Source organism: Nonomuraea sp. B5E05, from assembly GCF_039880665.1.
Taxonomy (GTDB): Bacteria; Actinomycetota; Actinomycetes; order Streptosporangiales; family Streptosporangiaceae; genus Nonomuraea.
In genome coordinates this window covers 1-25,664 of sequence record NZ_JBDPMJ010000022.1, presented here as the reverse complement: position 1 = coordinate 25,664, position 25,664 = coordinate 1, and the positions used below count along the sequence as shown (strand labels likewise).

Annotated in this window: 18 protein-coding genes; 9 read left to right on the top strand and 9 right to left on the bottom strand. The window is 70.6% G+C overall.

Annotation, left to right across the window (positions count from 1 at the left end):
* Positions 1-69 precede the first annotated feature (69 nt).
* On the bottom strand, positions 70-807 hold the full coding sequence (locus ABGB01_RS32970; protein WP_347777490.1) for a peroxide stress protein YaaA: 738 nt from the start codon (positions 805-807) through the stop codon (positions 70-72).
* 382 nt (positions 808-1,189) lie between these two features.
* Here ABGB01_RS32970 and ABGB01_RS32965 point away from each other — a divergent pair, with 382 nt between their 5' ends.
* Both ABGB01_RS32965 and ABGB01_RS32960 read left to right on the top strand, forming a co-directional pair.
* Positions 1,190-1,927, top strand: a complete 738-nt coding sequence (locus ABGB01_RS32965; protein ID WP_347777489.1) for a GNAT family N-acetyltransferase — start codon at positions 1,190-1,192, stop codon at positions 1,925-1,927.
* An 83-nt stretch (positions 1,928-2,010) separates the two neighbouring features.
* Positions 2,011-2,469 (top strand): GNAT family N-acetyltransferase, encoded by a 459-nt coding sequence (locus ABGB01_RS32960; RefSeq protein WP_347777488.1) that lies wholly within the window; start codon positions 2,011-2,013, stop codon positions 2,467-2,469.
* Between the two features lie 224 nt (positions 2,470-2,693).
* Here ABGB01_RS32960 and ABGB01_RS32955 read toward each other — a convergent pair whose 3' ends face one another.
* Positions 2,694-2,924, bottom strand: a complete 231-nt coding sequence (locus tag ABGB01_RS32955) for a hypothetical protein (RefSeq protein WP_132342023.1) — start codon at positions 2,922-2,924, stop codon at positions 2,694-2,696.
* A 248-nt stretch (positions 2,925-3,172) separates the two neighbouring features.
* On the opposite strand from ABGB01_RS32955, the gene ABGB01_RS32950 reads away from it, so the two are divergent.
* Positions 3,173-5,239 (top strand): DNA topoisomerase IV subunit B, encoded by a 2,067-nt coding sequence (locus ABGB01_RS32950; protein WP_347777487.1) that lies wholly within the window; start codon positions 3,173-3,175, stop codon positions 5,237-5,239.
* Positions 5,240-5,809: 570 nt separating this feature from the next.
* Here the strand turns inward: ABGB01_RS32950 and ABGB01_RS32945 are convergent.
* A complete protein-coding gene (locus ABGB01_RS32945; RefSeq protein WP_347777486.1) occupies positions 5,810-6,322 on the bottom strand; it encodes a carbonic anhydrase in 513 nt (170 codons plus the stop codon).
* A gap of 140 nt (positions 6,323-6,462) precedes the next feature.
* Between ABGB01_RS32945 and ABGB01_RS32940 the strand changes: the two genes are divergently transcribed.
* Positions 6,463-6,777, top strand: a complete 315-nt coding sequence (locus ABGB01_RS32940; protein WP_347617887.1) for a hypothetical protein — start codon at positions 6,463-6,465, stop codon at positions 6,775-6,777.
* Positions 6,778-6,793: 16 nt separating this feature from the next.
* On the opposite strand, the gene ABGB01_RS32935 is transcribed toward ABGB01_RS32940, so the two are convergent.
* Positions 6,794-7,357 (bottom strand): thioredoxin family protein, encoded by a 564-nt coding sequence (locus ABGB01_RS32935; protein WP_347777485.1) that lies wholly within the window; start codon positions 7,355-7,357, stop codon positions 6,794-6,796.
* Between the two features lie 54 nt (positions 7,358-7,411).
* On the opposite strand from ABGB01_RS32935, the gene ABGB01_RS32930 reads away from it, so the two are divergent.
* Positions 7,412-7,783 (top strand): VOC family protein, encoded by a 372-nt coding sequence (locus tag ABGB01_RS32930; RefSeq protein WP_347777484.1) that lies wholly within the window; start codon positions 7,412-7,414, stop codon positions 7,781-7,783.
* Positions 7,784-7,947: 164 nt separating this feature from the next.
* Here the strand turns inward: ABGB01_RS32930 and ABGB01_RS32925 are convergent, their stop codons facing one another.
* A complete protein-coding gene (locus ABGB01_RS32925; protein ID WP_347777483.1) occupies positions 7,948-11,001 on the bottom strand; it encodes a glycoside hydrolase family 3 N-terminal domain-containing protein in 3,054 nt (1,017 codons plus the stop codon).
* Positions 11,002-11,244: 243 nt separating this feature from the next.
* Complete coding sequence (locus tag ABGB01_RS32920; RefSeq protein ID WP_347777482.1) at positions 11,245-13,752, bottom strand: DNA topoisomerase IV subunit A; 2,508 nt, start codon at positions 13,750-13,752, stop codon at positions 11,245-11,247.
* A 489-nt stretch (positions 13,753-14,241) separates the two neighbouring features.
* Between ABGB01_RS32920 and ABGB01_RS32915 the strand changes: the two genes are divergently transcribed.
* Together ABGB01_RS32915 and ABGB01_RS32910 are read left to right on the top strand one after the other, a co-directional pair.
* Positions 14,242-15,063 (top strand): TauD/TfdA family dioxygenase, encoded by an 822-nt coding sequence (locus ABGB01_RS32915; protein WP_347777481.1) that lies wholly within the window; start codon positions 14,242-14,244, stop codon positions 15,061-15,063.
* Positions 15,064-15,157: 94 nt separating this feature from the next.
* On the top strand, positions 15,158-17,275 hold the full coding sequence (locus ABGB01_RS32910) for an ATP-dependent DNA helicase RecQ (RefSeq protein WP_347777480.1): 2,118 nt from the start codon (positions 15,158-15,160) through the stop codon (positions 17,273-17,275).
* 13 nt (positions 17,276-17,288) lie between these two features.
* On the opposite strand, the gene ABGB01_RS32905 is transcribed toward ABGB01_RS32910, so the two are convergent.
* The 3 genes from ABGB01_RS32905 to ABGB01_RS32895 all read right to left on the bottom strand — a co-directional run bounded on the left by ABGB01_RS32905 (position 17,289) and on the right by ABGB01_RS32895 (position 21,409).
* Positions 17,289-19,973, bottom strand: a complete 2,685-nt coding sequence (locus ABGB01_RS32905; RefSeq protein ID WP_347777478.1) for an ABC transporter substrate-binding protein — start codon at positions 19,971-19,973, stop codon at positions 17,289-17,291.
* Positions 19,974-20,077: 104 nt separating this feature from the next.
* Positions 20,078-20,377, bottom strand: coding sequence for a hypothetical protein (locus tag ABGB01_RS32900; RefSeq protein WP_347777476.1), 300 nt, complete (start codon positions 20,375-20,377; stop codon positions 20,078-20,080).
* Positions 20,378-20,515: 138 nt separating this feature from the next.
* Entirely contained in the window at positions 20,516-21,409 is an 894-nt protein-coding gene (locus ABGB01_RS32895; protein WP_132603920.1) for a sugar kinase, read from the bottom strand.
* Positions 21,410-21,578: 169 nt separating this feature from the next.
* Between ABGB01_RS32895 and ABGB01_RS32890 the strand changes: the two genes are divergently transcribed.
* Both ABGB01_RS32890 and ABGB01_RS32885 read left to right on the top strand, forming a co-directional pair.
* On the top strand, positions 21,579-24,446 hold the full coding sequence (locus tag ABGB01_RS32890; RefSeq protein ID WP_347777474.1) for a GNAT family N-acetyltransferase: 2,868 nt from the start codon (positions 21,579-21,581) through the stop codon (positions 24,444-24,446).
* A 114-nt stretch (positions 24,447-24,560) separates the two neighbouring features.
* Entirely contained in the window at positions 24,561-25,151 is a 591-nt protein-coding gene (locus ABGB01_RS32885; protein WP_347777472.1) for a DUF5998 family protein, read from the top strand.
* The last annotated feature ends 513 nt before the right edge of the window (positions 25,152-25,664 follow it).

Sequence of the window (25,664 nt, the reverse complement as noted above, 5' to 3'; positions counted from 1 at the left end):
CGGTTGACGAGACGTGCACGTCGAGCGTCCGTGGCTCGAGACGTGCACGTCGAGCGTTCGGGGCGTTGGCTAGGAGACGTGCACGTCGAGTGTCCATGAGCGGCCGGCGCGCGTGGGCGACGCCGCTTCGACGCGGTAGCCCAGCGTGTCGAGCACCTTGACCAGCTCATCGGGACTCGTGGGCGTGGTGCCCTGCTGCAGGAGGGCTCGGGCGATCTCGCCCCGGGTGGCCTTGGCCATGTGGCTGACCACCTTGCCGTCCCTGAACACCCGGACCGTCACCGAACGCTCCCCAGGCTGCCAGGCGCTCGCGTACGTGGTCGAGCGGAGATCCACCACCAGCCCCGGGATGCCGTCCAGGACCTTCGAGACCTGCGGCCGCCAGAACGCGCCCAGCCCTCCGAGCGGAGGCAGGTTGACGCCCATCGACAGGCGGTAGGGCGGAATCCGGTCGGTGATCCGCACCACACCCCACAGGCCGGAGAAGATCAGCAGCGACTCCTCGGCCCGGCTCCTGGCCTCGCCGTCCAAGGTGCGAAGCCCGAGGTTGTCGTAGAGCACGCCGGTGTAGAGGTCGGCGGCGGGCAGCGTGGCAGCCGTCTTCAGCGCGATGTTCCTGGCCGGCTCGCCCGCCAGGCCTGGCGTCAGGCCGAGCACGTCGATGGCGTCACGGCGCTTGGACGCCCGCACGAGCGCGGTCATCACCCGCTTACGGGATCTGTCCAGGGCGGGGAACGACAGCTCGCCGACGGGCGGGCCGTTGCCTTCCGCCGCCTTCCCCTCCGACGGCGGCAACAGAATCAGCACAGCCCCAGCCTAGGGGTAGCTCATCATTCTTTACGGCAGGCCAGGTGGGCCCCAGCCGCCGACCAGGGCCGGGCCCTGTCCAGGGAGACGCTCACCAGGTGGAGACGGCTGAGCGCCGCGACGGCGCCTCCTGGGCCGTCCGCTTCGGCGAATCGATGACCGTCGTCCTCCCGCGACGCTGCCCGCTCCTGCCCCTGTTCCGTTCCCTGTCCGTGCCTTCTCCCTTGGGCGAATGTTCGTCAGCCGTGGATGGCCGTTCGTCGGGATGGCATGTGTCGTGGGTGTGGGAGCCGAGCTGGCTGGAATTTTCGTGGGAGGACATGGTTTCGGGGGGTGCCGGGTGGTTCGTCGGGGTGGTGGGCGAGGTGGTTAGGCTGCGCGAATGGACTTCGACGTGCTGGTGCATGAGGCCTGGCCTGCCTACGAGCAGCGCGTACATGACGGATGGGTGCTGCGTTACGCCGGTGGCGTGACCAAGCGGGCCAACTCCGTGCTGCCGCTGCACGCCCCTGCCGATCTCGGCGGCGCCATCGAGGCCGCGGAGGCGTTCTACGACACGCGCGGGCAGCGCTGCGTCTTCTCGCTGGGGCTCAACGCCGCGCCCGGCCTGGACGAGGAGCTTGAGCGGAGAGGGTACGACCTGGTCGATCCGACCGTGATCATGGCCGGCGCGCCGGGGAACGCGCCCGCGTACAAAGTCAGGATCCAGGATCGGCCGTGGCGGGGCTGGTTGGAGACGTGGTGGGCCGTGGACGGGCGCTACGGCGCGGGTGTCGAGGACGCCGAGCGCATCTGCACCGGAGTGCCGGCCTGGTATGCGGCGTACGAGGAGGATGGTGTGGCGTTGTCCGTCGGGAGGGGTGTGCCGCAGGAGGACACGCTGGGGGTCTACTGCATGGCCACGTTGCCCGGCGCCCGCCGGCGAGGGCTGGCGCGCGCGGTGCTGCGGGCGCTGGTCGGGCACGCGGGCACGCGCTCCGCCTACCTGGTCACCACCGCCAGGAACGAGGGAGCGCAGGCCCTTTATCGGGGCGAAGGGTTCGAGATCGCGGGAAGCTATCACTACCGTGTGGCCGGCGTGCCGGTCCGGGCAGCGGATGCGCCTGTCCGGTCCGCGTGAACCGTGGAACGTCCCGGACCTGCCTGACGAACGATCGGGCTACGTCCGAACCAGCCCTGCGACAGGAGAGGGAGATCACGTTCATGAACGCCGACGGCTTTCGCGCACTGTCTGTTCGAGCGGGGAGCGCGGCGGATGTGGAGCACCTCGTGAGCCTTGACCCGGTCGCGGGATCGGGCGGTGGCGAGCGGCGCGCCGCCATCCATCGTTGGTGTCGCGACGGTGCCGTCCTTGCGGCCGACACGCCGAGCGGGCTCGTCGGCTACTGCGTCGTGGAGTACACCTTCTTCGAGCAGGGTTTCGTGACGATGCTCATGGTCGCCGAGCCCGCCCGGGGCCACGGCGTCGGCGAGCGGCTTCTGCGTGCCGCGGCAGCCTCATGCAGGACCGGGAAGCTGTTCACTTCGACGAATCTGTCCAACCATCCCATGCAGCGACTGCTGCAACGGGTGGGCTGGCGGTCGGTGGGGATGGTGCACGGTCTCGACGACGGTGATCCTGAGGTGTTCTACCTGTGCACGTCTGCCGAAACTGCGCGATGAGTCTGGACAGGTGGCGGCCATCGTTCGGAACTCCATGGCCCTGGGCAGATCAGCACGAGGGTCGCGTGCGGACGAGACTGCCGGGCGGATGGCCGGCGTAGCGGGCGTACCTGCTGGAAAGGGGTTAGCGGTGGCCGGGTGAACGCAGCACGGCGACCCCGGGCACGCCCGGGGTCGCCGTGCTGTTACGCGCTATGTGGTTATCTCATCACGACCAGCGCCGGTCAGCGCTCGTCGTTGGGGGCAACAGTTGGGGTTTCGCTGAGGCGAGCCGACTCGTCCAGGATGTCGGCGCCCTTTTCGCGCAGCGCTGCGATGTGCTGACGCCCATGATGGGCGCAGAACAGCAGCTCCCCACCCACAGGCAGGGTCGCGCGAATGTAGGCCTGGGCACCGCAGCGGTCGCAGCGGTCGAGGGCCGTCAGCGGCTTAACGGGGGCGAGAGCTCCAGTCACGTATCGCCTTTCGGGTCACCCCCGCCGAAGCGAGGATCTGGCGTCAGTCACTTGGAACAACATCTAACCGGACGTGGACGTTCCCAACCGTCCCGTCTCTACGCCCAGAGCAGAATGTGTCCGGAAGTAATGATGATCAGCCGCTTGGTAACAGCAAACGCGGCTCCATGGCAAGCTTGTACGCGCGCGTGTGGGAAGAACGGTAAGCTACGCACACGTGTTCGATGCCTAGACTCAGGGGAGCTGGAGTGACGCTAGTGGAGGCGGGTTACACGGCTCGTCACCTGTCGGTGCTTGAGGGCCTCGAGGCCGTCCGCAAGCGACCCGGCATGTATATCGGGTCCACCGACAGCCGCGGGCTCATGCACTGCCTCTGGGAGATCGTGGACAACGGCGTCGACGAGGCGCTCGCGGGCCACTGCGACCGCATCGAGGTCGAGCTCCACGCCGACGGCTCCATCGAGGTGCGCGACAACGGGCGCGGCATCCCGGTGGACGTCGAGCCCAAGAGCGGCCTGGCCGGCGTGGAGCTGGTCTATACGAAGCTGCACGCGGGCGGCAAGTTCGGCGGCGGCTCCTACGCCGCGTCCGGCGGCCTGCACGGCGTCGGCGCCTCGGTGGTCAACGCCCTGTCCTCACGGCTCGACGTGGAGGTCGACCGCGACGGCCGGGTGCACGAGATCAGCTTCCGCCGGGGCGTCACCGGCGTCTTCGACGGCGCAGGGCCGGCGGCCAAGTTCAAGAAGAAGTCCGGGCTGCGCGTCGGCGACAAGCTGCCGGAAAACCCCACCGGCACGCGCGTGCGCTTCTGGGCCGACAAGCAGATCTTCCTGCCCGACGCCGAGGTGTCGCTCGACGAGATCCACGTGCGGCTGCGCCAGACCGCGTTCCTGGTGCCGGGGCTGACCCTGGCGGTCTATGACAGCAGGCACGAGGAGCGCATCGAGGAGGAGTTCCGCTTCGACGGCGGCATCTCCGAGTTCACCGAGTTCCTGGCCCGTGACGAGGCCGTCTGCGACGTGCTGCGCCTGCAGGGCTCCGGCCACTTCCACGAGACCGTGCCGGTCCTCGACGACCAGGGCCACATGACGCCCACGCAGGTGGAGCGCGAGCTCCTCGTCGACGTGGCGGTCCGCTGGGGCAAGGGCTACGAGTCGACCGTGCGCTCGTTCGTCAACGTCATCGCCACGCCCAAGGGCGGCACCCACCTGTCCGGTTTCGAGCGCGGGCTGATGCGCACGGTCAACGAGGTGCTGCGCGAGACCCGCCTGCTGAAAAACGGCGACGACCCGGTGACGAAGGACGACATCTCCGAGGGCCTGACCGGCGTGGTCACCGTCCGCGTCCCCGAGCCCCAGTTCGAGGGCCAGACCAAGGAGGTGCTCGGCACCTCCGCGGCCACCCGCATCGTCTCCCACGTGGTCTCCCGCGAGCTCAAAGAGCTGTTCGCCAACCCGCCGCGCGGCTACAAGCAACCCCTCAGGGCCGTCCTGGAGAAGATCGTCGCGGCGGCCAAGGCCCGCATCGCGGCCCGCGAGCACCGCGACAACCAGCGGCGCAAGAGCGCGCTGGAAAGCTCCGCGCTCCCGGCGAAGCTGGTCGACTGCCGCAGCGACGACGTCGACCGCAGCGAGTTGTTCATCGTCGAGGGCGACTCGGCGCTGGGCACGGCCAAGCTGGCCCGCGACTCGGAGTTCCAGGCGCTGCTGCCGATCAGGGGCAAGATCCTCAACGTGCAGAAGGCGTCCGTGAGCGACATGCTCAAAAACGCCGAGTGCGCCGCCATCATCCAGGTGGTCGGGGCCGGCTCGGGGCGCTCGTTCGACATCGAGGCGGCCCGCTACGGCAAGGTCATCCTCATGGCCGACGCCGACGTCGACGGCGCCCACATCCGCTGCCTGCTGCTGACCCTCTTCCACCGCTACATGCGGCCCATGGTGGAGGCGGGGCGCGTGTTCGCCGCGGTGCCGCCGCTGCACCGCATCGAGCTGACCAACCCCGGCCGGGGCAAGGAGAAATACATCTACTGCTACTCCGACGGAGAGCTGCAGAAGGTGCTGCGCGATCTGGAGCGGCGCGGCAAGCGCTGGAAGGATCCGGTGCAGCGTTACAAGGGTCTGGGCGAGATGGACGCCGACCAGCTGGCCGAGACGACGATGGATCCCCGCCACCGCATCCTGCGGCGGGTCCGCATCGAGGACGCCGAGGGCGCCGAGGGCATCTTCAGCCTGCTGATGGGCAGCGACGTGGCGCCGCGCCGCGAGTTCATCGTCAACAGCGCCGCCGAGGTGGATCGCGACCACATCGACGCCTGACGCCCCCGGACGCCTAGCCCGCGTAAATCGCCTCCGCGGCGACGTCGGGTGCTCCGCGCGTCTGAGTTTCCCGGTGCCCATGGGGCTGCTGTGATGCGGGTCGGCGTCCTGTGCCCCTGTGCGGCGCTGGAGCGGCCCTGAGGGACGGAACGAGCCCGGTCTGCGTGTTCCAGGGCATCCGTGCGGTGGCGTGGCGACAGGGGCATTCGAGGCTGCAGAGAGCCAATGCGGGTTTGAGGCGGGCCCGGCTCCAAGGCTCCTGAGGGCCACTAGCCGATTCGGGGCTTGCTGAGAGGGGCAACGAGCCGATTCCGGGGCGGCGTAGGAGGAGACCTCGAGCCGGCTTCGAAAGCACAAAGGGCCCGCGAGCCGGCTTCGGGTCCGTTGACGAGGCCGCCGCGAATCGGCTCCAGGCGCACCCGAGGAAGGGGTGGAGGGCGCCTCCGATAAGCCGGTTCTCCTGGCGGTTGGTCCGGAAGGGATGGTCGCGGCCGGAGCGCGTTCGCGATCGGCGGGCGCGTTCAGCACTGGGAGCCGGACGCGACGCTCCCTCACGGAAGGGACCGGACGTCAGGCCGCGTCGGACGCCTGTCTCGGGGCGGGGGTCAGCAGGCCGGTGTGGACGTCGTAGATGGCGCCGGCCACCGGCATGTCCCGTGGCAGGAACGGGGTGCTGCGGATCCGCATGAGGTCGTGGCGCAGCGCCTCGTCCTGGTCGGGCACGGTGTGAAACTCCAGGCTGCGGGTGTCGACTCCCTGCTCGCTGGTGAGCGCGTGCACGTCGGAGTCCGTCACCTTGGACATGCCGCAGTCCGTGTGCGGCATCACCAGCACCCGATCGACGCCCAGCAGGTAGACGGCCAGCACCAGAGTGCGCAGTACGTCGTCCGTCACCCGGGCGCCTGCGTTGCGCAGGATCTTGGCGTCGCCCGGGTTGAGACCCAGCAGCCCGAGCGGGTCGATGCGGGAGTCCATGCAGGTCACCACGGCCAGCCCGCGGGCCGCCCGGCCGGTGAGGGTGGAGTTCTCGAATTCCTTGGCGAACGTCGCGTTGGCGGCGTACAGGTCGTCGAACGCTGTCATGACCACAAATATCCCTCACTCTCCGAACTTCATGCTCCCCGGGGGTCACGAATGGCCCGACTTGGCAAACCTCCCGCGAATGCCCATCGCTCTGCGTGATGATGTCGTAGCCGTATGTACGGGATCGAAGAAGGGTGCTCGTGAGTAGGTCCGAATCCCTCGCCGCGTTTCTCCGCGTTCAAGCCTGGCGCCGCCTCGACCGCGTGGAGTCCAACGACGGTGGCCGTAATGCCAGGAGCGCGCTGGCTCTCCTCGACACCGCCGCCTACGCGGCCGGTCTCCCCGACGACGATCCGCTGATCATCATGTTGGATGAGGCGGGTTGCTACGGGCCGCTGGGCTGTGAGGGCTTCGACCCGGGGGAGGCGGGCACCCGGCTGATCCGGCACTGGGAGGGCGGCGAACCGCACGAACTGCTGCTCGCGATCCCGTCCGCCATCGCTGCCTCCGGTTGAGGGGACACGCGGGCGATCAGGCGGGTGCGTTGCCCGGCTTCCACTTGATGCCGCACCCGAGTGACGGGTGTTGTTCTTCCGGTACCGGGTCGCCCGCCAGCACGGCGTCGATGGCCGCCCGCAGGGACGCGCCGGTCACCGGTTCCGCGTTGCCCGGCCGCGAGCCGTCGAACTCTCCCCGGTAGGCGAGCCGCATCTGCGCGTCGTACAGGAAGAAGTCGGGCGTGCACGCCGCCCGGTAGGCCTTGGCCACCTCCTGCGTCTCGTCCAGCAGGTACGGGAACGTGAATCCGGCTCGCTCGGCCTGCTCCGCCAGGTGTGTCGGGTCGTCATCCGGGTAGTTCACGCTGTCGTTGCTGGAGATGGCGACGATCGACAGTCTCGCGCCGTAGCCGGCGGCAAGGGCTGCGATGCCGTCCTCGACATGCCGTACGTAGGGGCAGTGGTTGGACAGGAAGATCACCAGTGTGGCGGGAGAGCCTTTGAGGTCCTCCAGCGAAACGCTCCCTCCGTCGATGGCGGTCAGGTCGAAGGCCGGCGCGGGAGTGCCGAGCGGAACCATGAACGAGTTGGCAGCCATGGCAACATTCTTGTCTCCGATCGGCCAGGTAAAACAGGCCGGGAAGGTGAATTGATGAGCGGCATCGCGCGGTTCCGTACCATCGTGCTGGACTGCCCGGACCCCGAAGGACTCGCGGAGTTCTACTCGAACCTCCTCGGGTGGCCGGTCACGTCCGTCGAGGAGGACTGGGTGGTGGTCTCCGACGGAGGGTCGTCCGGACGGCTGGCCTTCCAGCTCGCCCCCGACCACCGGCCGCCGGCCTGGCCCGACCCGCGACACCCCCAGCAGATCCACCTCGATCTCACCGTGGACGACATGGACGAGGCAGAGGCGCAGGCCGTCAAGATCGGGGCGCGCAAGCACGAGCACCAGCCGAGCGAGGACGACGCGTTCCGGGTGTTCCTCGACCCGGCGGGGCACCCGTTCTGCCTCTGCGCCGGCTGAGAGCAGGCTCCCGGTTCAGCGACCCCGGCCCGGGCTATGGGGACTGCTCCCCGGGCCGGGGCGCCGGGACCGGGATGGGGACTGACCCCGCCCACACCGGGGCCAGTCCCCTTCATGACCGGGCGATGCACCTGGAGGCGACCGCCGCGTTCATGACCACCGCGTCAGCGGATCGACCGGGCCAGCAGGTCCACCGCCTTCCTGTACGCGCCGGCCGCCAGTTCGTGGTCGGCCGCGGCCTGCAGGTCGGGCCGCTTGCCGGCGCGCTGCGCGACGTCCCTGGCGACCGAGACGAGCGTGTCAGCCGCGGCGTACGAGACGCTCCGCGAACGTTCGAGCAGCGCCGCGGCCGCTTCGAGCGCGCCCAGGACCACGCGCGTGTCACGGACGGAGCCGTCGGCGTGCCAGTGGCGATCCGACAGGGCGGGCGCCAGCAGCAGGGCCGCCGCTTTCGACCGGCTGTCGCCGTGGGCGAGTTCGTGTCGTACGCCCTTGAGCCGGTCGCGGGCGCGGTCGGTGCGCAACCCCCACCCGTACGGGAACAGCGGATCGTAGGCGGCGTCGCCCACGTTGATCGGCAACTGCTCCACCGAGCGGAACCAGGTGAACGGCAGCCGCCCCGTGTACGGCACCGCACCGAACAGGGGGTCGGCCACGCCGTCGCCCTCGGTCCCCGGCAGCCACGAGGCGACCAAGGCCTCGACGCCCGACAGGTCGCCGAGCACCATCGGACGCCCGGAGACCACCAGCACGGCGCACTTCATCGCCCCGCACACCCGGTCGACGGCGGCCCGGTCGGCGGGGGAGAGATCGAGCGTGCGGCCCGCGCGTCCCACGTCGCCCTGGCCCTCGGCGTACGGGGTCTCGCCGACCACCACCACGCCCACGTCGTGCCCCGCCAGGTCGGCTGAGGCGTCCCGCGAGTACGTCACGGACCCGGCGCGCGACCGGACGGCCTGCAGGATCGTGGTGCCGGTGGTGATCGGACCGGACGAACCCTGCCAGCTGATCGTCCAGCCGCCCGACTGGTTGCCGATGTCGTCGGCGTTCGAGCCGGCCACGTACACCTTGGCCCCGCGCCGCAGCGGCAGCAGGCCGCCCTCGTTCTTCAGCAGCACCTGCGACTTCGCCGCCGCCGTGCGGGCGACCGCGCGGTGCGCCGCCGAGCCGACGTCGCCGAGGCGGGACCGGTCGGCGTACGGGCGTTCGAACAACCTCAGCCGGAACTTCTGCGTCAGGATCCTGGCGACCGCGTCGTCCACCCGCGCGATCGGCACCCGACCGGCCTCGACCTCGGCCTTGAGCGCTCCGGTGAACTCGGGGTAGGCGTACGGAACCATGATCATGTCGAGCCCCGCGTTGACCGACGTGCGCACGTCGCTCGGGTAGTCGCCGGGGATCTGGTCGATGGCCTGCCAGTCGCTGACCACGAATCCCTTGAACCCGAGCTTGCCCTTGAGCGTGCCGTTGATCAGCTCGTCGTGGGCGTGCATCTTCAGCGGCCCGTCGCCGAAGTCCACGCTGGAGAACGACGGCATCACGGTGGCGACGCCGCGCTTGACCGCCTCCTGGAACGGCGCCAGGTGGATCGCCGCCAGTTCCTCGCGACTCGTCCGGGTGACGCCCTGGTCGATGGTGTAGTCGCCGGTGGAGGACGAGCCGTACGCGGTGCCGCCGTCGCCGGCGTAGTGCTTGGCGGTGGCCAGCACCCCGTTGTCCTGCAGCCCGTCGATGACGGTGGCCATCCGCGTCACCAGCGCGGGGTCCTCGCCGAACGACTCGTACGTCCGGCCCCACCGGTCGTCGCGCGCGACGCACAGGCACGGGGCGAAGTTCCACGGGATGCCGGTGGCCTTGACCTCCCTGGCGGTGATCTTGCTCGCCTTCTCGGCGAGCTCGGCGTCGCGGCCGGCGCCCAGTCCGATGTTGTGGGGGAAGATCGTCGCGCCGACCACGTTGTTGTGCCCGTGCACCGCGTCGACGCCGTAGATCAGCGGCACCTGCAGGCGCGTCTGCCGGGCCTGCAGCTGGAAGGCGTCGACCATGTCGGCCCACCCCTCCGGCGTGTTCCTGGCGGGTGCCGACCCGCCGCCCGACAGGAGCGAGCCGAGCCGGTACGTGGCGATGTCGCTCTGCTTGGCCAGCGCGCCGCGCTCGGCCTGGGTCATCTGGCCGACCTTCTCCTCCAGCGTCATCCTGCCCAGCAGGTCGGAGACGCGGTCCTTGACGGGTTTGCGGGCATTCAGGTACGGCAGGTCGTGCGCGTTGATGACGATGACCGGCGGCTCGGCCGGAGGCCGCGTGCCCGTGCCCGACAGCTCGATCGGGATGGTCTCCGCGACCTCGCTCTGCCGGTCCTTCCTGATCTCGACGGTGAACGTGCGCGCCGAACCGGAGGCGGTGCCCGCGGGGAACGCCAGTGTGCCCTGGGCCGGCGCGTAGTCGTCGCCGGAGGTCGCGGTGCCCGTACCGGTCCTGTAGTCCACGGCCAGGTCCGCCGGGAGCGGTTCGCCGGTGGCCGTGGTTACCGTGACGCTGACGCGTACCGTGTCCTTCTCGTCCACCGGGTAGACGGGCCTGTCCGTGGACAGCCGCACCGGGCGCGGGGGAGCGGTCCCGTACACCTGCACCTCGTCCCACCGCAGGGTGCCCTGAGCGGTGGGCAGGCGCATCCCGTACCCCCACATGGCGACCAGGTCCAGCTCGCCGTCGGTCGGGGCGCCGCCGGGCTGGTAGTCGGCGCGGCGGGTGAAGCTCTCGAACGGCACCTTCACCTGCCGCCAGCCCGCCGTGTCATCGGTGAACGACGACTCGAACAGCTCGGAGGTGCCCGGACCGCCGCCGCCGTCCTTGAGCTCGAAGAAGATCTTCTGGCCCGAGCCGGTGCCGTTCACCCAGAAGGAGAACCCTTCGTACGCGGACCAGTCCTGGGTGGCGGGCAGGTCGTGGGACCAGCCGCCCCACTGGCTCACGTCGTAGACCGAGGTGAGCACCCGGTTCGTGGAGGGCGCCTCCGGCCGGGTGGTGTCGGGCTCGACGGTGAGCGCCGGGGTCGAGGCCGCGTCGTTGCCCCAGGTGTACACGCCGGTGGGCACGCCGTCCGACTCGAAGTCGGTGACGGTGAGCGGTTCGGCGGCGGCCGCGGCGGGTGGGGCGACGATCAGGGAGCCGGCCAGGGCCAGGGCCGCCGCCCATAAGGGTGGTCTGGATGGGAACACGGTACCTCCAGTCGAGGGGGGAGAGAGCGCTCTCCCAGACCATCGGAGGTAAGGCGCAATTCATAACATCAGCCCACCCAGCCCCGTGAAGCCGCGGAACGTGCCCACCGGGGCCAAGCGTTGCGCGCGACCGGCCCCGGCAACCCCGTCACACGCGCCGACCAGCCCCGCCCCGCCGACACGTGCGTCGCCGGTGCCGGGACACCTCCCACCGCGCACGCAGCCGGTGAACGTGCGCCTCGGTCACTCCTCCAGGGGCGTCTCGCCGCCGGCGGAGGGCAGGGCGGCAGGATCGGCGGCGATGGCGCCGCCGATGGCGCCGCCGATGGCGCCGATCGTGTGGGTGAGGCGGACGCCCGAGCCGTCGCGCCGGCCGAGCTCCTCCGGCAGCGGCACCGGCTTGCCCACCGTGGAGACCGCCTTGGCCGGAGCGGGTCCGGCCCAGGCCATCAGGAGTTCGTCCTCGCCCTTCAGGAACCGCTGAGCCCGGACGCCGCCCGTGGCCCGGCCCTTCGCTGGGAACTCCGCGTAGTCGGACACCTTGCCGCCGCCCACCTGCGTGCCGGGCAGCGCCGTGGAGGAGCCGGCGATCGTGACCACATGGCCGGGCCGCTCGGGGTCGACGGCGCCGAACCAGATCACCCGCGTGTCACCGTCGAGGCGGATGCCCGCCACGCCCCCCGCCGGACGCCCCTGCGGGCGCACCAGCGCGGCGGAGTAGCGCAGGAGCTGGGCGTCGGAGGAGATGAACACCAGGTCGTGGCTCTCCGACACCAGCTCGACGGCGCCCACCACGCGGTCGCCTTCTTTCAGGGTGATGACCTCGAAGTCGTCGCGGTTGGCCGGGTAGTCGGGCACCACCCGTTTGACCACGCCCTGTGCCGTGCCCAGGGCCAGGCCGGGGCTGTCGGGGTCGAGGGAGCCGAGCCCGACGACCTTCTCGTCGGGCTCGAGCGAGACGTATTCGGAGACGGGATGGCCCCCCGACAACGATGGCGGGTTGGCCGAGGGCGGCAGCGTCGGCAGGTCGACGACCTGGACGCGGATCAGCCGGCCGTGCGACGTGACCACGCCCACCTCACCGCGTACGGAGGTGCGGACGACGGAGACGAGCACGTCGTGCGCGGTGCGGTCGCCCTCGCCCGCCAGCGGCGAGGCGTCGGAGGTGCGGGCCAGCAGGCCGGTCGAGGACAGCAGCGCCAGGCACGGGTCGTCGGCCACCTGGAGCGACTGGATCGGGGTGCGGGCGACGCCCGGCGCCTCCAGCAGGACGGTCCGGCGCGGCGTGCCGTAGCGCTTGGCCACGTCGGCCAGCTCGCCCGAGACCACCTGGCGGAGCTTGGCCGGGGAGGAGAGGATCTCGGTCAGCGCGGCGATCTCGTCGCTCAGCGTCTGCTTCTCGCGGTCGAGCTCCAGCTTGTCGTATTTGGTCAGGCGGCGCAGGGGCGTGTCGAGGATGTAGGCGGCCTGGACCTCGGACAGCTCGAAGACGTCCATCAGGCGGGTGCGCGCCTGGGCCGAGTCGTCGGAGGAACGGATGACCTGGATGACCTCGTCGATGTTGAGCAGCGCGATGATGAGGCCGTCGACCAGGTGCAGGCGTTCCTCGCGCTTGCGGCGCCGGAACTCCGACCTGCGGCGCACGACCTCGAGCCGGTGGTCGACATAGACCTGGAGCATCTCGCGCAGCCCGAGCGTGCGGGGCTCGCCGTCGACGAGGGCGACGTTGTTGATGCCGAAGGTCTCCTCCATCGGCGTCAGCCGGTAGAGCTCCTCCAGCACGGCCTCGGGGATGAACCCGTTTTTGATCTCGATGACCAGGCGCAGGCCCTTGTGCCGGTCGGTGAGGTCTTTGAGGTCGGCGATGCCCTGCAGCTTCTTGCTGGTCACCAGCTCTTTGATCTTGGTGACCACGCGCTCGGGGCCGACGTTGTAGGGCAGCTCGGTGACGACGATGCCCTTGCGGCGCGGGGTGATCTGCTCGATCGCGCACGTGGCGCGCATGCGGAACGTGCCACGCCCCGACTCGTACGCGTCGCGCACCCCCTGCAGCCCGATGATCGAGCCGCCGGTCGGCAGGTCGGGCCCCGGCACGAACTTCATCAGCTCGTCGAGCGTCGCCTCGGGCTTCTTGATCAGGTGGCGGGCGGCGGCCACGACCTCAATGAGGTTGTGGGGCGCCATGTTGGTGGCCATGCCGACCGCGATGCCGCTCGTGCCGTTGACCAGCAGGTTGGGGAACGCCGACGGCATGACCGTGGGCTCGGTCTCCTGGCCGTCGTAGTTGGGCTTGAAGTCGACGGTCTCCTCGTCGAGCGACTCGACCATGAGCATCGCCGCCGGGGCCAGCCTGGCCTCGGTGTAACGCATGGCGGCGGGTGAGTCGTCGGGGGAGCCGAAGTTGCCGTGGCCGTCGACGAGCGGCAGGCGCATGGAGAACGGCTGCGCCAGCCGGACGAGCGCGTCGTAGATGGCGCTGTCGCCGTGGGGGTGCAGCTTGCCCATGACGTCGCCGACGACGCGCGAGGACTTGACGTGGCCGCGCTCGGGGCGCAGGCCCATCTCGCTCATCGAGTAGAGGATGCGTCGCTGCACCGGCTTGAGGCCGTCGCGGGCGTCAGGCAGGGCGCGCTGGTAGATCACCGAGTAGGCGTATTCGAGGTAGCTCGTGCGCATCTCGGAGGAGACGTCGATGTCGACGATCCGCTCCTCGAAGTCCTCAGGTGGGGGTGCAGTCGTGCGTCGGGCCATCTTGTGCTGCGCGGCTGCCTCGGTCGTCGCGCCGAGGGGAAGCGCATCCTCCTTCTGTCCTTGTGCGGTAACCGTAACCGTCAGCCCGGCAGAGCGGCGTCAGGTCGGCGGGTGGGGCGTCGACGTAAGCTCTCCCGGTCGCGACGGCGGCCGAAGGCGCGCGCGGGCACGAGACCGGTGCGGGTGTGACGTTTTCTCCCCTGGAGATGATGGCACGAGCCAGGCGCGCCGTGACGTATCCATGGCGTTGCTCATGCCTTCGCCGGCCGCCTGCGGGGCCGCGCGGGCGAGGGCCGCTGCCGTCAAGACGCCTCCTCGGTGATGATCTGGATGCCGGGGAGTGTGCGGTGTGCGCGTCGCCGGCGTCAAGATGATACGCGATCCGCGCCACTTCTCGTATACATGTTCGATGTCTTGGCGATTCTTGACCAAGCAATTGCTTGGGTGTTACGTTCCGGACACGAGGGTCCCGTCGTCTTCGGAGGCGTCATGATCGAGTTTCATCCCGTGACGAAGCACATCGGCGCCGAGGTCACCGGGGTCGATCTGCGCAAGCCGCTCTCACCGGAAGAGGTCACGACCCTGCGCGAGGGCTGGCTCCGACATCTCGTCCTGTTCTTCCGCGACCAGAACATCGACGACGAGCAGCACCTGCAGTTCGCCCTCAACTTCGGCACGCTCAACCATCCCGCCTTCAAGAAGGACGCCGACAGTCCCATCCACGTGCTCGACCAGACCTCGCCCAAGGGCGAAGGCGGCGACGAGTGGCACAGCGACAACACCTTCGAACCCACTCCGCCGATGGGCTCGCTGCTGCGCTGCGTCCAACTGCCCAGCGTGGGCGGCGACACGTGCTGGGCCAACACGTACCTGGCCTACGAGACGCTCTCGCCGTCGCTGCAGCGGCTGTGCGACGAGCTGACCGCCGTGCACGACATCACGATGTCGATGAAAAAGGCCATCTCGAAGGGACACCCGTTCGACCTGGCCGAGATCCAGGCGAAGTGGCCGCCGATCGAACGCCCGGTCGTCCGCGTGCACGCCGAGACCGGCCGCAAGGCCCTCTTCGTCAACCGCGCGTCGACGACCCGCCTGGTGGGGCTGAGCGACCGGGAGAACGAGGCGCTCCTGCCCTTCCTGATCGACCACATCCGATCGCCCGAGCTCCAGCTCCGGCTGCGGTGGCGGCCTGGGACGCTGGCCTTCTGGGACAACCGTCCCACCCAGCACTACGCGGTCGCCGACTACACCGAACGCCGCCGGATGCACCGCGTCACCATCAACGCCTTCCCGGAGCACGCCGACGCGTAGTCCTCACGGCACCAGCCCGCGCATGCCGTAAAAGATGCTGGTTTTGCGGGCCTCGGTCACCACGGCGCCCGGGAGAGCTGGTAACAAGGGAGGCATGATTGACGCCCCCGATGTCGGGATGCTACGGGAAGAGGCCGAGACGCGGCTGCGGGCGCTGGCGGGTGAGCACGCCGTGCTCCGCGACGACCAGTGGGCCGCCATAGAGGCGCTCGTGATCGACCGCCGCAGGGTGCTCGTCGTGCAGCGCACCGGCTGGGGCAAGTCGGCCGTCTATTTCGTGGCCACCGCGCTCCTGCGCGAGCTCGGCGAGGGCCCCACCGTCATCGTCTCCCCGTTGCTGGCCCTCATGCGCAACCAGATCGCCGCCGCCGAGCGGGCCGGCATCAGGGCCGTCACGATCAACTCCGCGAACCCCGAGGCGTGGGAGGAGATCTACGGTCAGGTCGCCGACGGCATGGTCGACGTGCTTCTGGTCAGCCCCGAGCGGCTCAACAACCCCGACTTCCGCGACAACGTCCTGCCCGAGCTGGCCGAGAGCGCCGGGCTGGTCGTGGTCGACGAGGCCCACTGCATCTCCGACTGGGGCCACGACTTCAGGCCCGACTACCGCAGGCTGGCGACGTTGTTCGGGGACCTGCCGCCGGGCATCCCCGTGCTCGCCACCACGGCCACCGCCAACGCCCGCGTCACCCGCGACGTGGCCGAGCAGCTGAGCCTTCCTCCGGAGCTGCGGCCCGAGGGCGGCGACGACACGCTCGTCCTGCGCGGGCCGCTCGAACGCGAGAGCCTGCACCTGAGCGTCGTCCGCCTGCCCTCCGCCGAGCAGCGGCTGGCCTGGCTGGCCCAGACGCTGCGCGAGCTGCCCGGCTCCGGCATCGTCTACACCCTCACCGTGGCCGCCGCCCACGAGATCGCCGGCTACCTGCGCGAGCAGGGGCTCGAGGTGGCCGCCTACTCCGGCCAGACCGAACCGGCCGAGCGGCTGGCGGCCGAGGAGGCGCTGCTCCGCAACCAGATCAAGGCGCTGGTGGCGACGAGCGCGCTCGGGATGGGGTTCGACAAACCCGATCTCGGGTTCGTGGTGCACGTGGGGGCTCCGCAGTCGCCCGTCGCCTACTACCAGCAGGTCGGCCGGGCCGGGCGCGGCGTCGAACGGGCCGAGGTCATCCTGCTGCCCGGCACGGAAGACCGCGACATCTGGGCCTATTTCGCGTCGCTGGCCTTCCCGCCCGAGCCCGTCGTACGCACCACGCTCCAGACCCTCGAGGAGCGCGGCGTCATGTCCACCCCCGCGCTCGAAACGGCCGTCGACCTGAGCCGCGGCCGGCTGGAGATGATGCTCAAGGTCCTCGACGTCGACGGCGCGGTCCGCCGGGTCAAGGGCGGCTGGGAGGCCACCGGGCAGCCGTGGGCCTACGACACCGAGCGTTACGCCCGCATCGCCGCTGAGCGCAAGGCCGAGCAGGACGCCATGCTCGGCTACCTGACCACTTCCGAGTGCCGGGAGCGGTTCCTGCGCGGGCACCTCGACGACGAGACCGCCACGCCGTGCGGCCGCTGCGACAACTGCACCGGCACGCACCGCTCGACGGAGATCGGCGCCCAGGCCGTCGAGGGCGCACGCGAGCGCCTGAGCAGGCCCGGTGTCGAGATCGAGGCCCGCAGGCAGTGGCCCACCGGGCTGCCCGACCTGTCCGGCCGGATCAAGCCCGAACTGGGCGCCGAGCCGGGCCGGGCGCTGGGGCGGCTGACCGACATCGGGTGGGGCAACCGGCTGCGCGAGATGTTCAGCGCCGGCGACGGGCCGATGGCCGACGACATGTTCGCGGCCGTGGTGAAGGTGTTGTCCGCGTGGGACTGGCGCGAGCGCCCGGTGGCCGTGGTCAGCGTGCCGTCGGCGACGCGGCCGAAGCTGGTGCGCACGTTCGCCGAACGGCTGTCCCAGGTCGGGCGGCTGTCCTACCTGGGGGAGCTGGGTTACCGTGCGGGCTCGCCCGGCCAGCAGTTCAACAGCGCCAAACGGGTGCAGGCGATCCGGGGCACGCTCGCCATGCCGAAGGACGTGGGCGCCGCGATCGCGCAGTGCGGCGGCCCGGTCCTGCTCATCGACGACCGCGTCGACACGGGGTGGACGATGACGCTGGGCGCGGCCATGGTGCGCCACGCCGGGGCGCCCGCCGTGCTCCCGCTCGCCCTGGCCACCACCTCCTGACCGGCACGTCCGGTCAGGTGAGACCCATCGTGACCAGTTCGTAATTGCCGAAGACCGGGCTGACATGGACGTTGGCGGCCCGGGCGCCGCGCAGCAACAAGGGGGTCCGCCAGGCCAGTGGCACGAGCACGGCCTCCTCGGTGAGCCGCCGCTCCACCTGCGTCCACAGGCCGGCCCGGCGGGCGGGGTCGAGTTCCGTCCCGGCCTGGTCGATGAGGGTGTCGATCTCCTTGACGCGCACGCTCACGTTGATCGAGTTGTCCTCCTCGTTGATCTCCCTGCTGTCCGCGATCAAGGGCAGGAACGCGCCAGGGTCGGGCCAGTCAGGGCTCCAGGTCTTGGCGATCAGGCCGACCTTCTCCTTCTTGAGGTACGCGGGGCTGCCGCCGTACTTCTGGTAGAAGTCCGTGAGCGGTTTGCGCTCGAGGGTGAGGTCGATGCCGACCTTGGCGAGCGCGGCCTGGACGGCCTCCGCCGCGCTGGTCTCGATGGGGGACAGGTCCCGGTAGAGGTAGGTCGCGGTGAAGCCCGAAGGGCTCCCGCACGCCCGCAGCGACTCCCGGGCGGCCTCCGGGTCACCGGCCGGCGTGAGGTTCGGATCGGCGTGGCGGCGGCCGGCGATCGTGGGCGGCAGCAGTGACGTCGGCGTCCTGGTGGCGCCGTAGACGCGGGCCAGGGCGCTCAGGTCCAGAGCGCGGACGACCGCCCGGCGGCACTCGACGTCGTCGAACGGCGGCACCTGCGGGTTGATCGCCAGGAGTTGGACGGAGGCGGTGACGGGTGTGTCGGCCCGCGCCTTGAGCGCCGGATCGCCGAGCACCGCTCCGACGGCTTGTCTCGCCACCTCCGGCCCGTAGTCGAGGGTGCCCGCCCGCAGGCGCTGGGTGGCGTCGTCCGCGCCGACCTCGAACTCGATCACGTAGCCGTCGGGGAGCGCCGTCCGGTGGGGATCGGCCCCCCAGTGCTCGTTACGCGCCAGGACGACCCTGCGATCGCCCACGCTCCGCAACCGGTAGGGGCCCGAGGATACGACGTGCGCGGCGTAGCGCGCCTTCGTGTCCTCGGCCTCCGGCACGGGGATGGTCTCCGGGAGTTGGGCGGTGTGGTCGAACGTGGCAGCCGGCCGCTTGAGGTGGAACACGATCGTACGGTCGTCGGGCGTCTCGATGGCCGAGTCCGTGTTCGCGCCGGGCGACCGGTAGGGACCCTGGTAGCCGGCGGGGAGATCGAGCGTGAGGTCGAACAGGCTGGATCCGCTGGCGAAGCCGGGGTCCATGCTGCGCAGGACGGCGTATTTGACGTCCTGCGCGGTGATCGGCGTGCCGTCCTGATATTTCACACCCTGGCGGAGCGTGTAGGTCCAGGTCCTGCCGCCGTCGCTGGGCACACCCAGTGATTCGGCCAGGTCCGGCACGATCTGCGCCCCGCCGCCCCCCGGCGCCGGCTTGAACATCGTCAGCGACCGTCCGTACAACCTGACCAGGTTGAGTGAGTCGGGCAGGTACATGTTGCCCGGATCGGTGGAGTCCAGGGAGGACGCGAAGGCCACGTTCAGGGTCCCGCCCTTCTTCGCGGACGGGTTCGCGACCGAGGCCACCGCCGCCCCGAAGCCCTTCACGGTTGAGGGGGCGGGCGTGGAACCCGCCGCGGTGTTGTTCGCCGGCGGCGTCGCCTGCCAGACCAGCCAGCCGGCGAGCCCCACGACCAGCGCGGTGGCCACGGCGCCTGCCGGGATCAGCACCTTCCTGCGGCGGAGGGGATCGGCGGCCGCCACCGGAGCCGGCGGCGTCATGGGCCCGCTCCGCGGGTAGCGGGCGTCGTACGGACGGGTCTCGTCGCCGGCCTGCGGCTGGGAGCGCATCGGGGCCGGCCCTGCGGCGGCGGGCGGCGCCGTGCCCGCGCGGATGAGGTCCTGGATCAGCTGCCGGGCGTCCGGCCGCTGCCGGTGGTCCTTGGCCAGCGCCGCCCGCAACAGCGGCACGAGCTCGTCAGGGACGCCCGACAGATCGGGATCGACATTGAGGATGCGGTGCATCACCACCGGCATCGGCCCGGAACCGAACGTCACCCGCCCCGTGGCCGCGAACACCATCGTCCCCGCCCACGCGAACACGTCGCTGGCGGGGGAGGCGTCGCCGAGGAACTGTTCGGGCGCCATGAACGCGGGCGTCCCCACGATTCCGCTCGTCATGCTCTGGCTGATGTCGAGCGCTCGCGCGATGCCGAAGTCGATCACCCGGGGCCCGTCGGGACCGAGCAGCACGTTGCTCGGCTTGAAGTCGCGGTGCACCACCCCGGCCTCGTGGATGGCGGCCAGCGCCGTGGCCGTCGTGATCGCCATCCGCGTCAGCGCCGGCCCCTGGATCGGCCCCTGCCTGGTGACCTGGTGCTGGAGGGAGGGGCCTTCGACGTACTCGCCCACGATGTAGGGCTGGTCGTTCATGGTGCCGACGTCGAGCACCCTGGCGGTGCAGAACGCCGCCACCCGCCGCGCCGCCTCCGCCTCGCGGCGGAACCGGCGTACGGCCTGCTCGTCGTCGGTGAATCTGGCGTGCAGCAGCTTGATGGCGACCTGCTCGCCGGAGGGGGAGGCGCCGAGATAGACGCTGCCCTGGCCGCCCTCGCCGAGAAACCCGGTGATCTTGTACGAGCCGACCGACGGCGGGTCACTCGGCCGTAACGGACGCACGACGCCCATCCGGCTCCCTTATGTCCTGATGATTCGTCATCGCTCACCATAGTGCCGGAAGGGCGCCTGGAGCGGGAGCCGCCGGCACCACGTCAGGCGACTTTCACCGGTGATCAGCGCGTGCCAGGAGGTGCGCCCTCCTCGGCGTCGAGCTGGTGGTCCGCCCAGACGTAGCTGTCGGGAAGCAGGTCGGTGATGGTGACCGTGCGGAGACTGCCGCGTGCGCCGACGATGACCTTGAGGGCGGGCGCCGCCGGTGAAGTGGTAGGCGTTGACCGCAGTGATGATCCGGCCGTCGTGGTCGCGGGCCGCGGCCGCCATGGTGTGGTTGTCGCCCCGGCAGCGGTGGCGGCGACATGTGCCGCGGCCTGGATCAGTTCACGGTCGACGTGATCGAGCTCTGCGGTCATCATCTCTGCCCTCATGCGCTCGACAGGTCGAGAGCGGCAGGCCGTGTCCGGCCGGTTTCGGCGTCCAGCCGTTGCATCGATCCGCCGGCCCGCCCGTGTTCGTTCTGGGCGTCCGGCGTCGCGTGAACGGGTGCTCGGGCACTAGAACGGGGGGCGCGCACCCAGGTGCATGATGGCCTTGGCCGCCAGGCGGCAACCCGACGCCAGCGCCTCCGCCGGCGGCTTGCCCTCGAGCCACGGCGGCAGGAATCCGGCGGAGAACGCGTCACCCGCACCGGTGCCGTCGACGATCTTGTCGACCGGCTCGGCGGCGACCCGGACCGGATCGGGGCGGCCGTTGGTATACCACAGCGCGCCCTCGGCGCTCATCTTGATCACGACCTGCGGGAACCACGCGGTCAGCACCTTGGCGGCGGCCTCGGGCTCGTCGCGGCCCGTCAGGACCTTGGCCTGGTCGATGTTGGCGAACAGCAGCTTGGCGCCGTTGGTCCACTCGAGGAACGGCTCTGCGCCCGTGCGCTCCAGCGGCGCGGACGAGGCGCAGTCGACCGAGATCGACATGCCGGTGCGCCTGGCCATGTCGAGCGCCGCGAGACCGGCGTCGCGCGAACCCTCGTTGATCAGCGTGTAGCCGGAGAGATGCAGATGGGTTCCCTGGCCGAACAGGTCGCGCGGCAGGTCTTCCGGCGACAGCGCCGCGTTGGCGCCAGGGTCGGACAACATGGTGCGCTCGCCCTTGTGCGTCACGAGCACCACGCAGGTGCCGGTGGGCCGCTCAGGGTCCATGACGAGCCGGGCGTCGACGCCGTAGCCCATCAGCTCCATGTCGCGGTTGCGCCCCGTGATGTCGGCGCCCCTGCGGCCGATGTAGGCCACCTCCGCGCCCTCGACGGCCAGCCACGAGGCGATATTCGCCCCCGAGCCCCCGCCGTGCATGGTCACGATCGCCGGGGTGTCGCTCGCCCTGGCGAGCGCATAACGGGCGCGCGCGACCGCGTCGGTCATGAGATCGCCCACCACGACGACCCGCGTCATGATGTCACCACCTTGCTGCCTTCGGAACGAGCCTGGCCACGGCAAAACTAACAGCTTCCGGGCTGCTCGTGGGACGGACCCATCACACAGGGCAGCAGTCGATGCACAAGCGTTGCCCAACTGGGGCCCCGGGTCTTGGCATGTGGAATGCGGGTTTACGCTCAGGACTGTGGAGGAACAGTATCCGGCTCACTGGGAGGCGGATGTCGTCCTGGCCGACGGCGGCACCGCACACGTCAGGCCGATCAGGCCCGCCGACGCCGATCGTCTCCGTTCCTTCTACTCCCGTCTGTCCGACGAGTCGATCTATTTTCGCTTCTTCGGGCCCCGGCCGCGGCTGTCCGACAAGGAAGTCGCCCGCTTCACCAACGTCGACTACGTCACCAGGGTCGCGCTGATCGCCACCATCGGCGACGAGATGGTCGCCGTGATCCGCTACGACCGCACCGGCCCCGGCGAGGCCGAGGTCGCCTTCCTCGTCGAGGACGCGCACCAGGGCAGGGGAGTGGCCTCCGTGCTCCTGGAGCACCTGGCGGCCACGGCCCGCGAGCGCGGCATCGAACGCTTCATCGCCGACGTCCTGCCCGCCAACATGCGGATGACGGGCCTGCTGCGGCAGGCGGGCTACACGGCCCAGAGCCAGTTCGCCGACGGCGTCGTACGCATGACGCTCGACCTCACCCCCACCGACACCTCAGCCGAAGTGAGGGCCGCCCGCGAGCACCGCGCCGAGGCCAGGTCCATCGCCCGGCTGCTCACCCCCGGCTCCGTCGCGGTCATCGGAGCCTCACGCGAGCCCGGAGGCGTCGGTCAGAGCGTCCTGCGCAACCTGCTGGCCGCCGGCTTCACCGGCCCCGTCTACCCCGTGCACCGCGAGGTGCGGGCCGTGCACGGCGTACGCGCCTATCCGAGCGTGACGGCGATCGACGACGAGGTCGACCTGGCCGTGGTGGCCGTGCCTGCCGAGAGCGTGCTCGACGTGGTCGAGGAGTGCGCGGAGAAGGGCGTGCACGGACTGGTCGTGGTCTCGTCGGGGTTCGGCGAGACGGGCGCGCGGGGCCGGGCCAGGCAGGACGAGCTCGCCAGGATCGCCCGCTCCTACGGCCTGCGCGTCGTCGGCCCCAACTGCCTCGGCATCGCCAACACCGACCCGGCCGTCAAGCTCAACGCCACCCTCGCCCCCACCGTGCCGGGCCGGGGCAAGGTGGGGTTCTTCAGCCAGTCGGGCGCGCTCGGCACCGCGCTGCTCCAGCGGGTGGCGCAGCGTGGCATGGGCATCTCCTCGTTCGTCTCCGCGGGCAACCGGGCCGACGTGTCCGGCAACGACCTGCTGCAGTATTGGGAGGAAGACGACTCCACCGATGTGATCCTGCTCTACCTGGAGTCGCTCGGCAATCCACGCAAGTTCACCCGGCTGGCCCGGCGCATCGCCCGCCGCAAGCCCATCGTGGTGGTCAAGAGCGGCGGCACTCCCGCGGGGCACTCGGCGGAAGAGCTCGGGCTGCCCGACTCGGCGATCAGCTCCCTGTTCGAGCAGGCGGGGCTGATCAGGGTCGACGATCTCATCCAGCTGTTCGACGTGGGGCAGATGCTGGCGTACCAGCCGCTGCCCGCCGGGCCCAGGGTCGCGCTCGTGACCAACTCCGACGCGCTCGGCCTGCTCGCCGCCGACGCCTGCCTCGCCGCGGGCCTCGAGCCCCGCCCGCCGGTCAACCTCGGTCCCGCCGCGGGTCCCTCGGAGTTCGGTACGGCGCTGGCCGGCGAGTTGTCCTCCACCGACGTTGACGCCGCCGTCGTGATCCACATGCCGCCCATCCCCGGCGCGTCCGACGAGGTGGCCGCCGAGCTGCTGCGCGTCTCCAAGGACGTCGCCAAGCCGGTGGTGACCACGTTCCACGGTCATCTGGGCATGCATCCGGCGCTGCGTGTCGAGACCGGCTCCGCGACGCCTGGGAGGTGCTCCATCCCCTCCTACGCGGCGCCCGAGGAGGCGGTGAGGGCGCTGGCGCACGTGGTGCGGTACGCGAGGTGGCGGGCGCACCCGGCGGTGCCGCCACCGGAACTCGACGGCATCGACACCACCCGCGCCCGATCCCTGGCCCACACCGCCCTGGCCGCCGCCCCTTCGGGAGACACGGTCACTTCCTCGCCGGGTGAGGCGGTCACCGCGTCGCCTGATGGATCACCCGGTACGGCGATCGCCGGGCCGTCCGATGGGTCGTCCGGTGAGGCCGCCGTCACGTCGCCCGGTGGGGCGCTTGGTGAATCGGTCCCCACGTCCGCCGGAGCGCCGTGTGGGACACCGTCCGGGACGCCGGGCGGAGGGCCGGACGGCGGGCGGCTCGGCTCTGTGTTCGCCGAGCCAGGGCCGCCGGTCGAGATCGACCCCACCGAGCTGCTGTCCTGCTACGGCCTGACCGTGTGGCGGGCCGAGCTGGTGCGTTCCGCCGATGAGGCGGTGGCGGCGGCCGAGCACCTGGGCTGGCCCGTGGTGGTCAAGGTCGCCGACCCGGGTGCCTCACGCAGAGCCGGGACGGTGCGCCTGGGGTTGACGGGCCCGGAGATGGTCCGCAACGCCTACACGGAGTTCGCCGTGCAACTGGGCGAAGGAGCGGAGCTCGCGGTCCAGCGTATGGCTCCGCAGCCCGCCGTGCCGACCGTCGTGGGCGTCATCGAGGACCCCGCGTTCGGGCCGGTCGTGTCGTTCGGGCTGGGCGAGGTGACCGCCCGGCTGCTGCAGGACCAGGGTTTCCGCCTGGCCCCGCTGACCGGCGAGGACGCCGCCGCCCTGGTGCGCTCCGTACGCGCGGCTCCGCTCCTGTTCGGCGAGTACGGCTACCCGCCCGTGGCCGTCGGCGCCCTGGAGGATCTGCTCGTACGCGTCGGCCGCCTGGCCGGTGACCTGCCGGAGCTGGCCCGGCTGGACCTCGACCAGGTGCTCGTGGGGGAGTCGGATGTCATGATCCTCGGCGCCCGCGCCACCCTGCGCACGCCGGCGGGCCCGCGTCTGGACGGTGGCCCGCGCCGGCTCTCCTGATGCGCCTCGAGCGCATGCAGGGAACAGAGTGCTCGGTGTTACCTGTACACAGACCGTTATAGAGCGTTATATCCGGCGGGTGAGTGCACTGCCCGGTCCTGGCAGGATGGACCCATGAGGGAAACCCGAGTCTCCGCCGCGGGCCTGCGCGAAGCGATCGAGCGCAGCGGCTATTATCCCGACCTCGTCACCGACGCGGTCGAATCCGCGCTGGGCAAGGAGGTCGTGACCGCGTTCGTGGTGCACCACGAGGCGACCTTCGATCCTGCCATGGAGGTGCGCAGGCACGTCACGGTCCTAGTGCTGACGACGACGCGGCTGCTGGTCTGCCACACCGACGAGCACCCGGCGGTGGAGGGCGTCTCCGCGTCCCACGCCTCCACCACCACGGAGGCCGTGCGCCTGAGCCGTGTCCAGTCGGTCGCCGTCACCCGCGTGGTGCCCGACCCCGCCGCCTACGCGCCCGGTGTCCCGCCCACGGAAGTGACCCTCACGATCGGCTGGGGCGCCATCTCCCACGTCGATCTGGAGCCGGCCACCTGCGGCGACGAAAACTGCGAGGCCGACCACGGCTACACCGGCGCCATCACCGCCGACGACCTCTCGCTCCGGGTCAGTGAGGCGGCCGACGGCCCCGAGGCGGTCAACCACGTCCTGGCGTTCGCGAAGTCCCTCTCCGAAGCCACGGCCCACGCCACCACCTGACCGCTCCCGGCCCCGCACCGGCCCACCCTCGACGCCGGCGCGCCCGCCCTCTTCACTCCACACCCCCGGATTCCGGCTGAACACCACCAGAAGACGCCCATCAGGCGACACCGCCCGCCGGGGGACACCGGCCTGCAGGCAAACGACGACAGTCACGAGCGAGCACACGGCCGATGGGGCACCGGCCGACCATTCGGCGAAGAACACGGCCCAGAAGACGCTCGTCACGGCGAGCACCCCGTGAGCCTTCACGACCGGCCATGACGGACGGAAACCAACGTCGGCGCGTGCGGGCAGGCCGGCTTTGCCGTAACAGATGTAAGAAGCTCCAGCGCCGCCGTAACGGATGCGAGCCGGATCCAACGCGAGCGGCGGTTAGGCTATGCGCATGTTGCGTCCTGGAAGCTGGTCCAGGCCTGCGGGTGAAAGTCCCGTCCGGGTAAGCATCGGAGCGCCCGGTAGCAGGCCCCGGTTCGTCGTGGAGACATGGCGGGCTGAGCGGGGTGTCAAGAG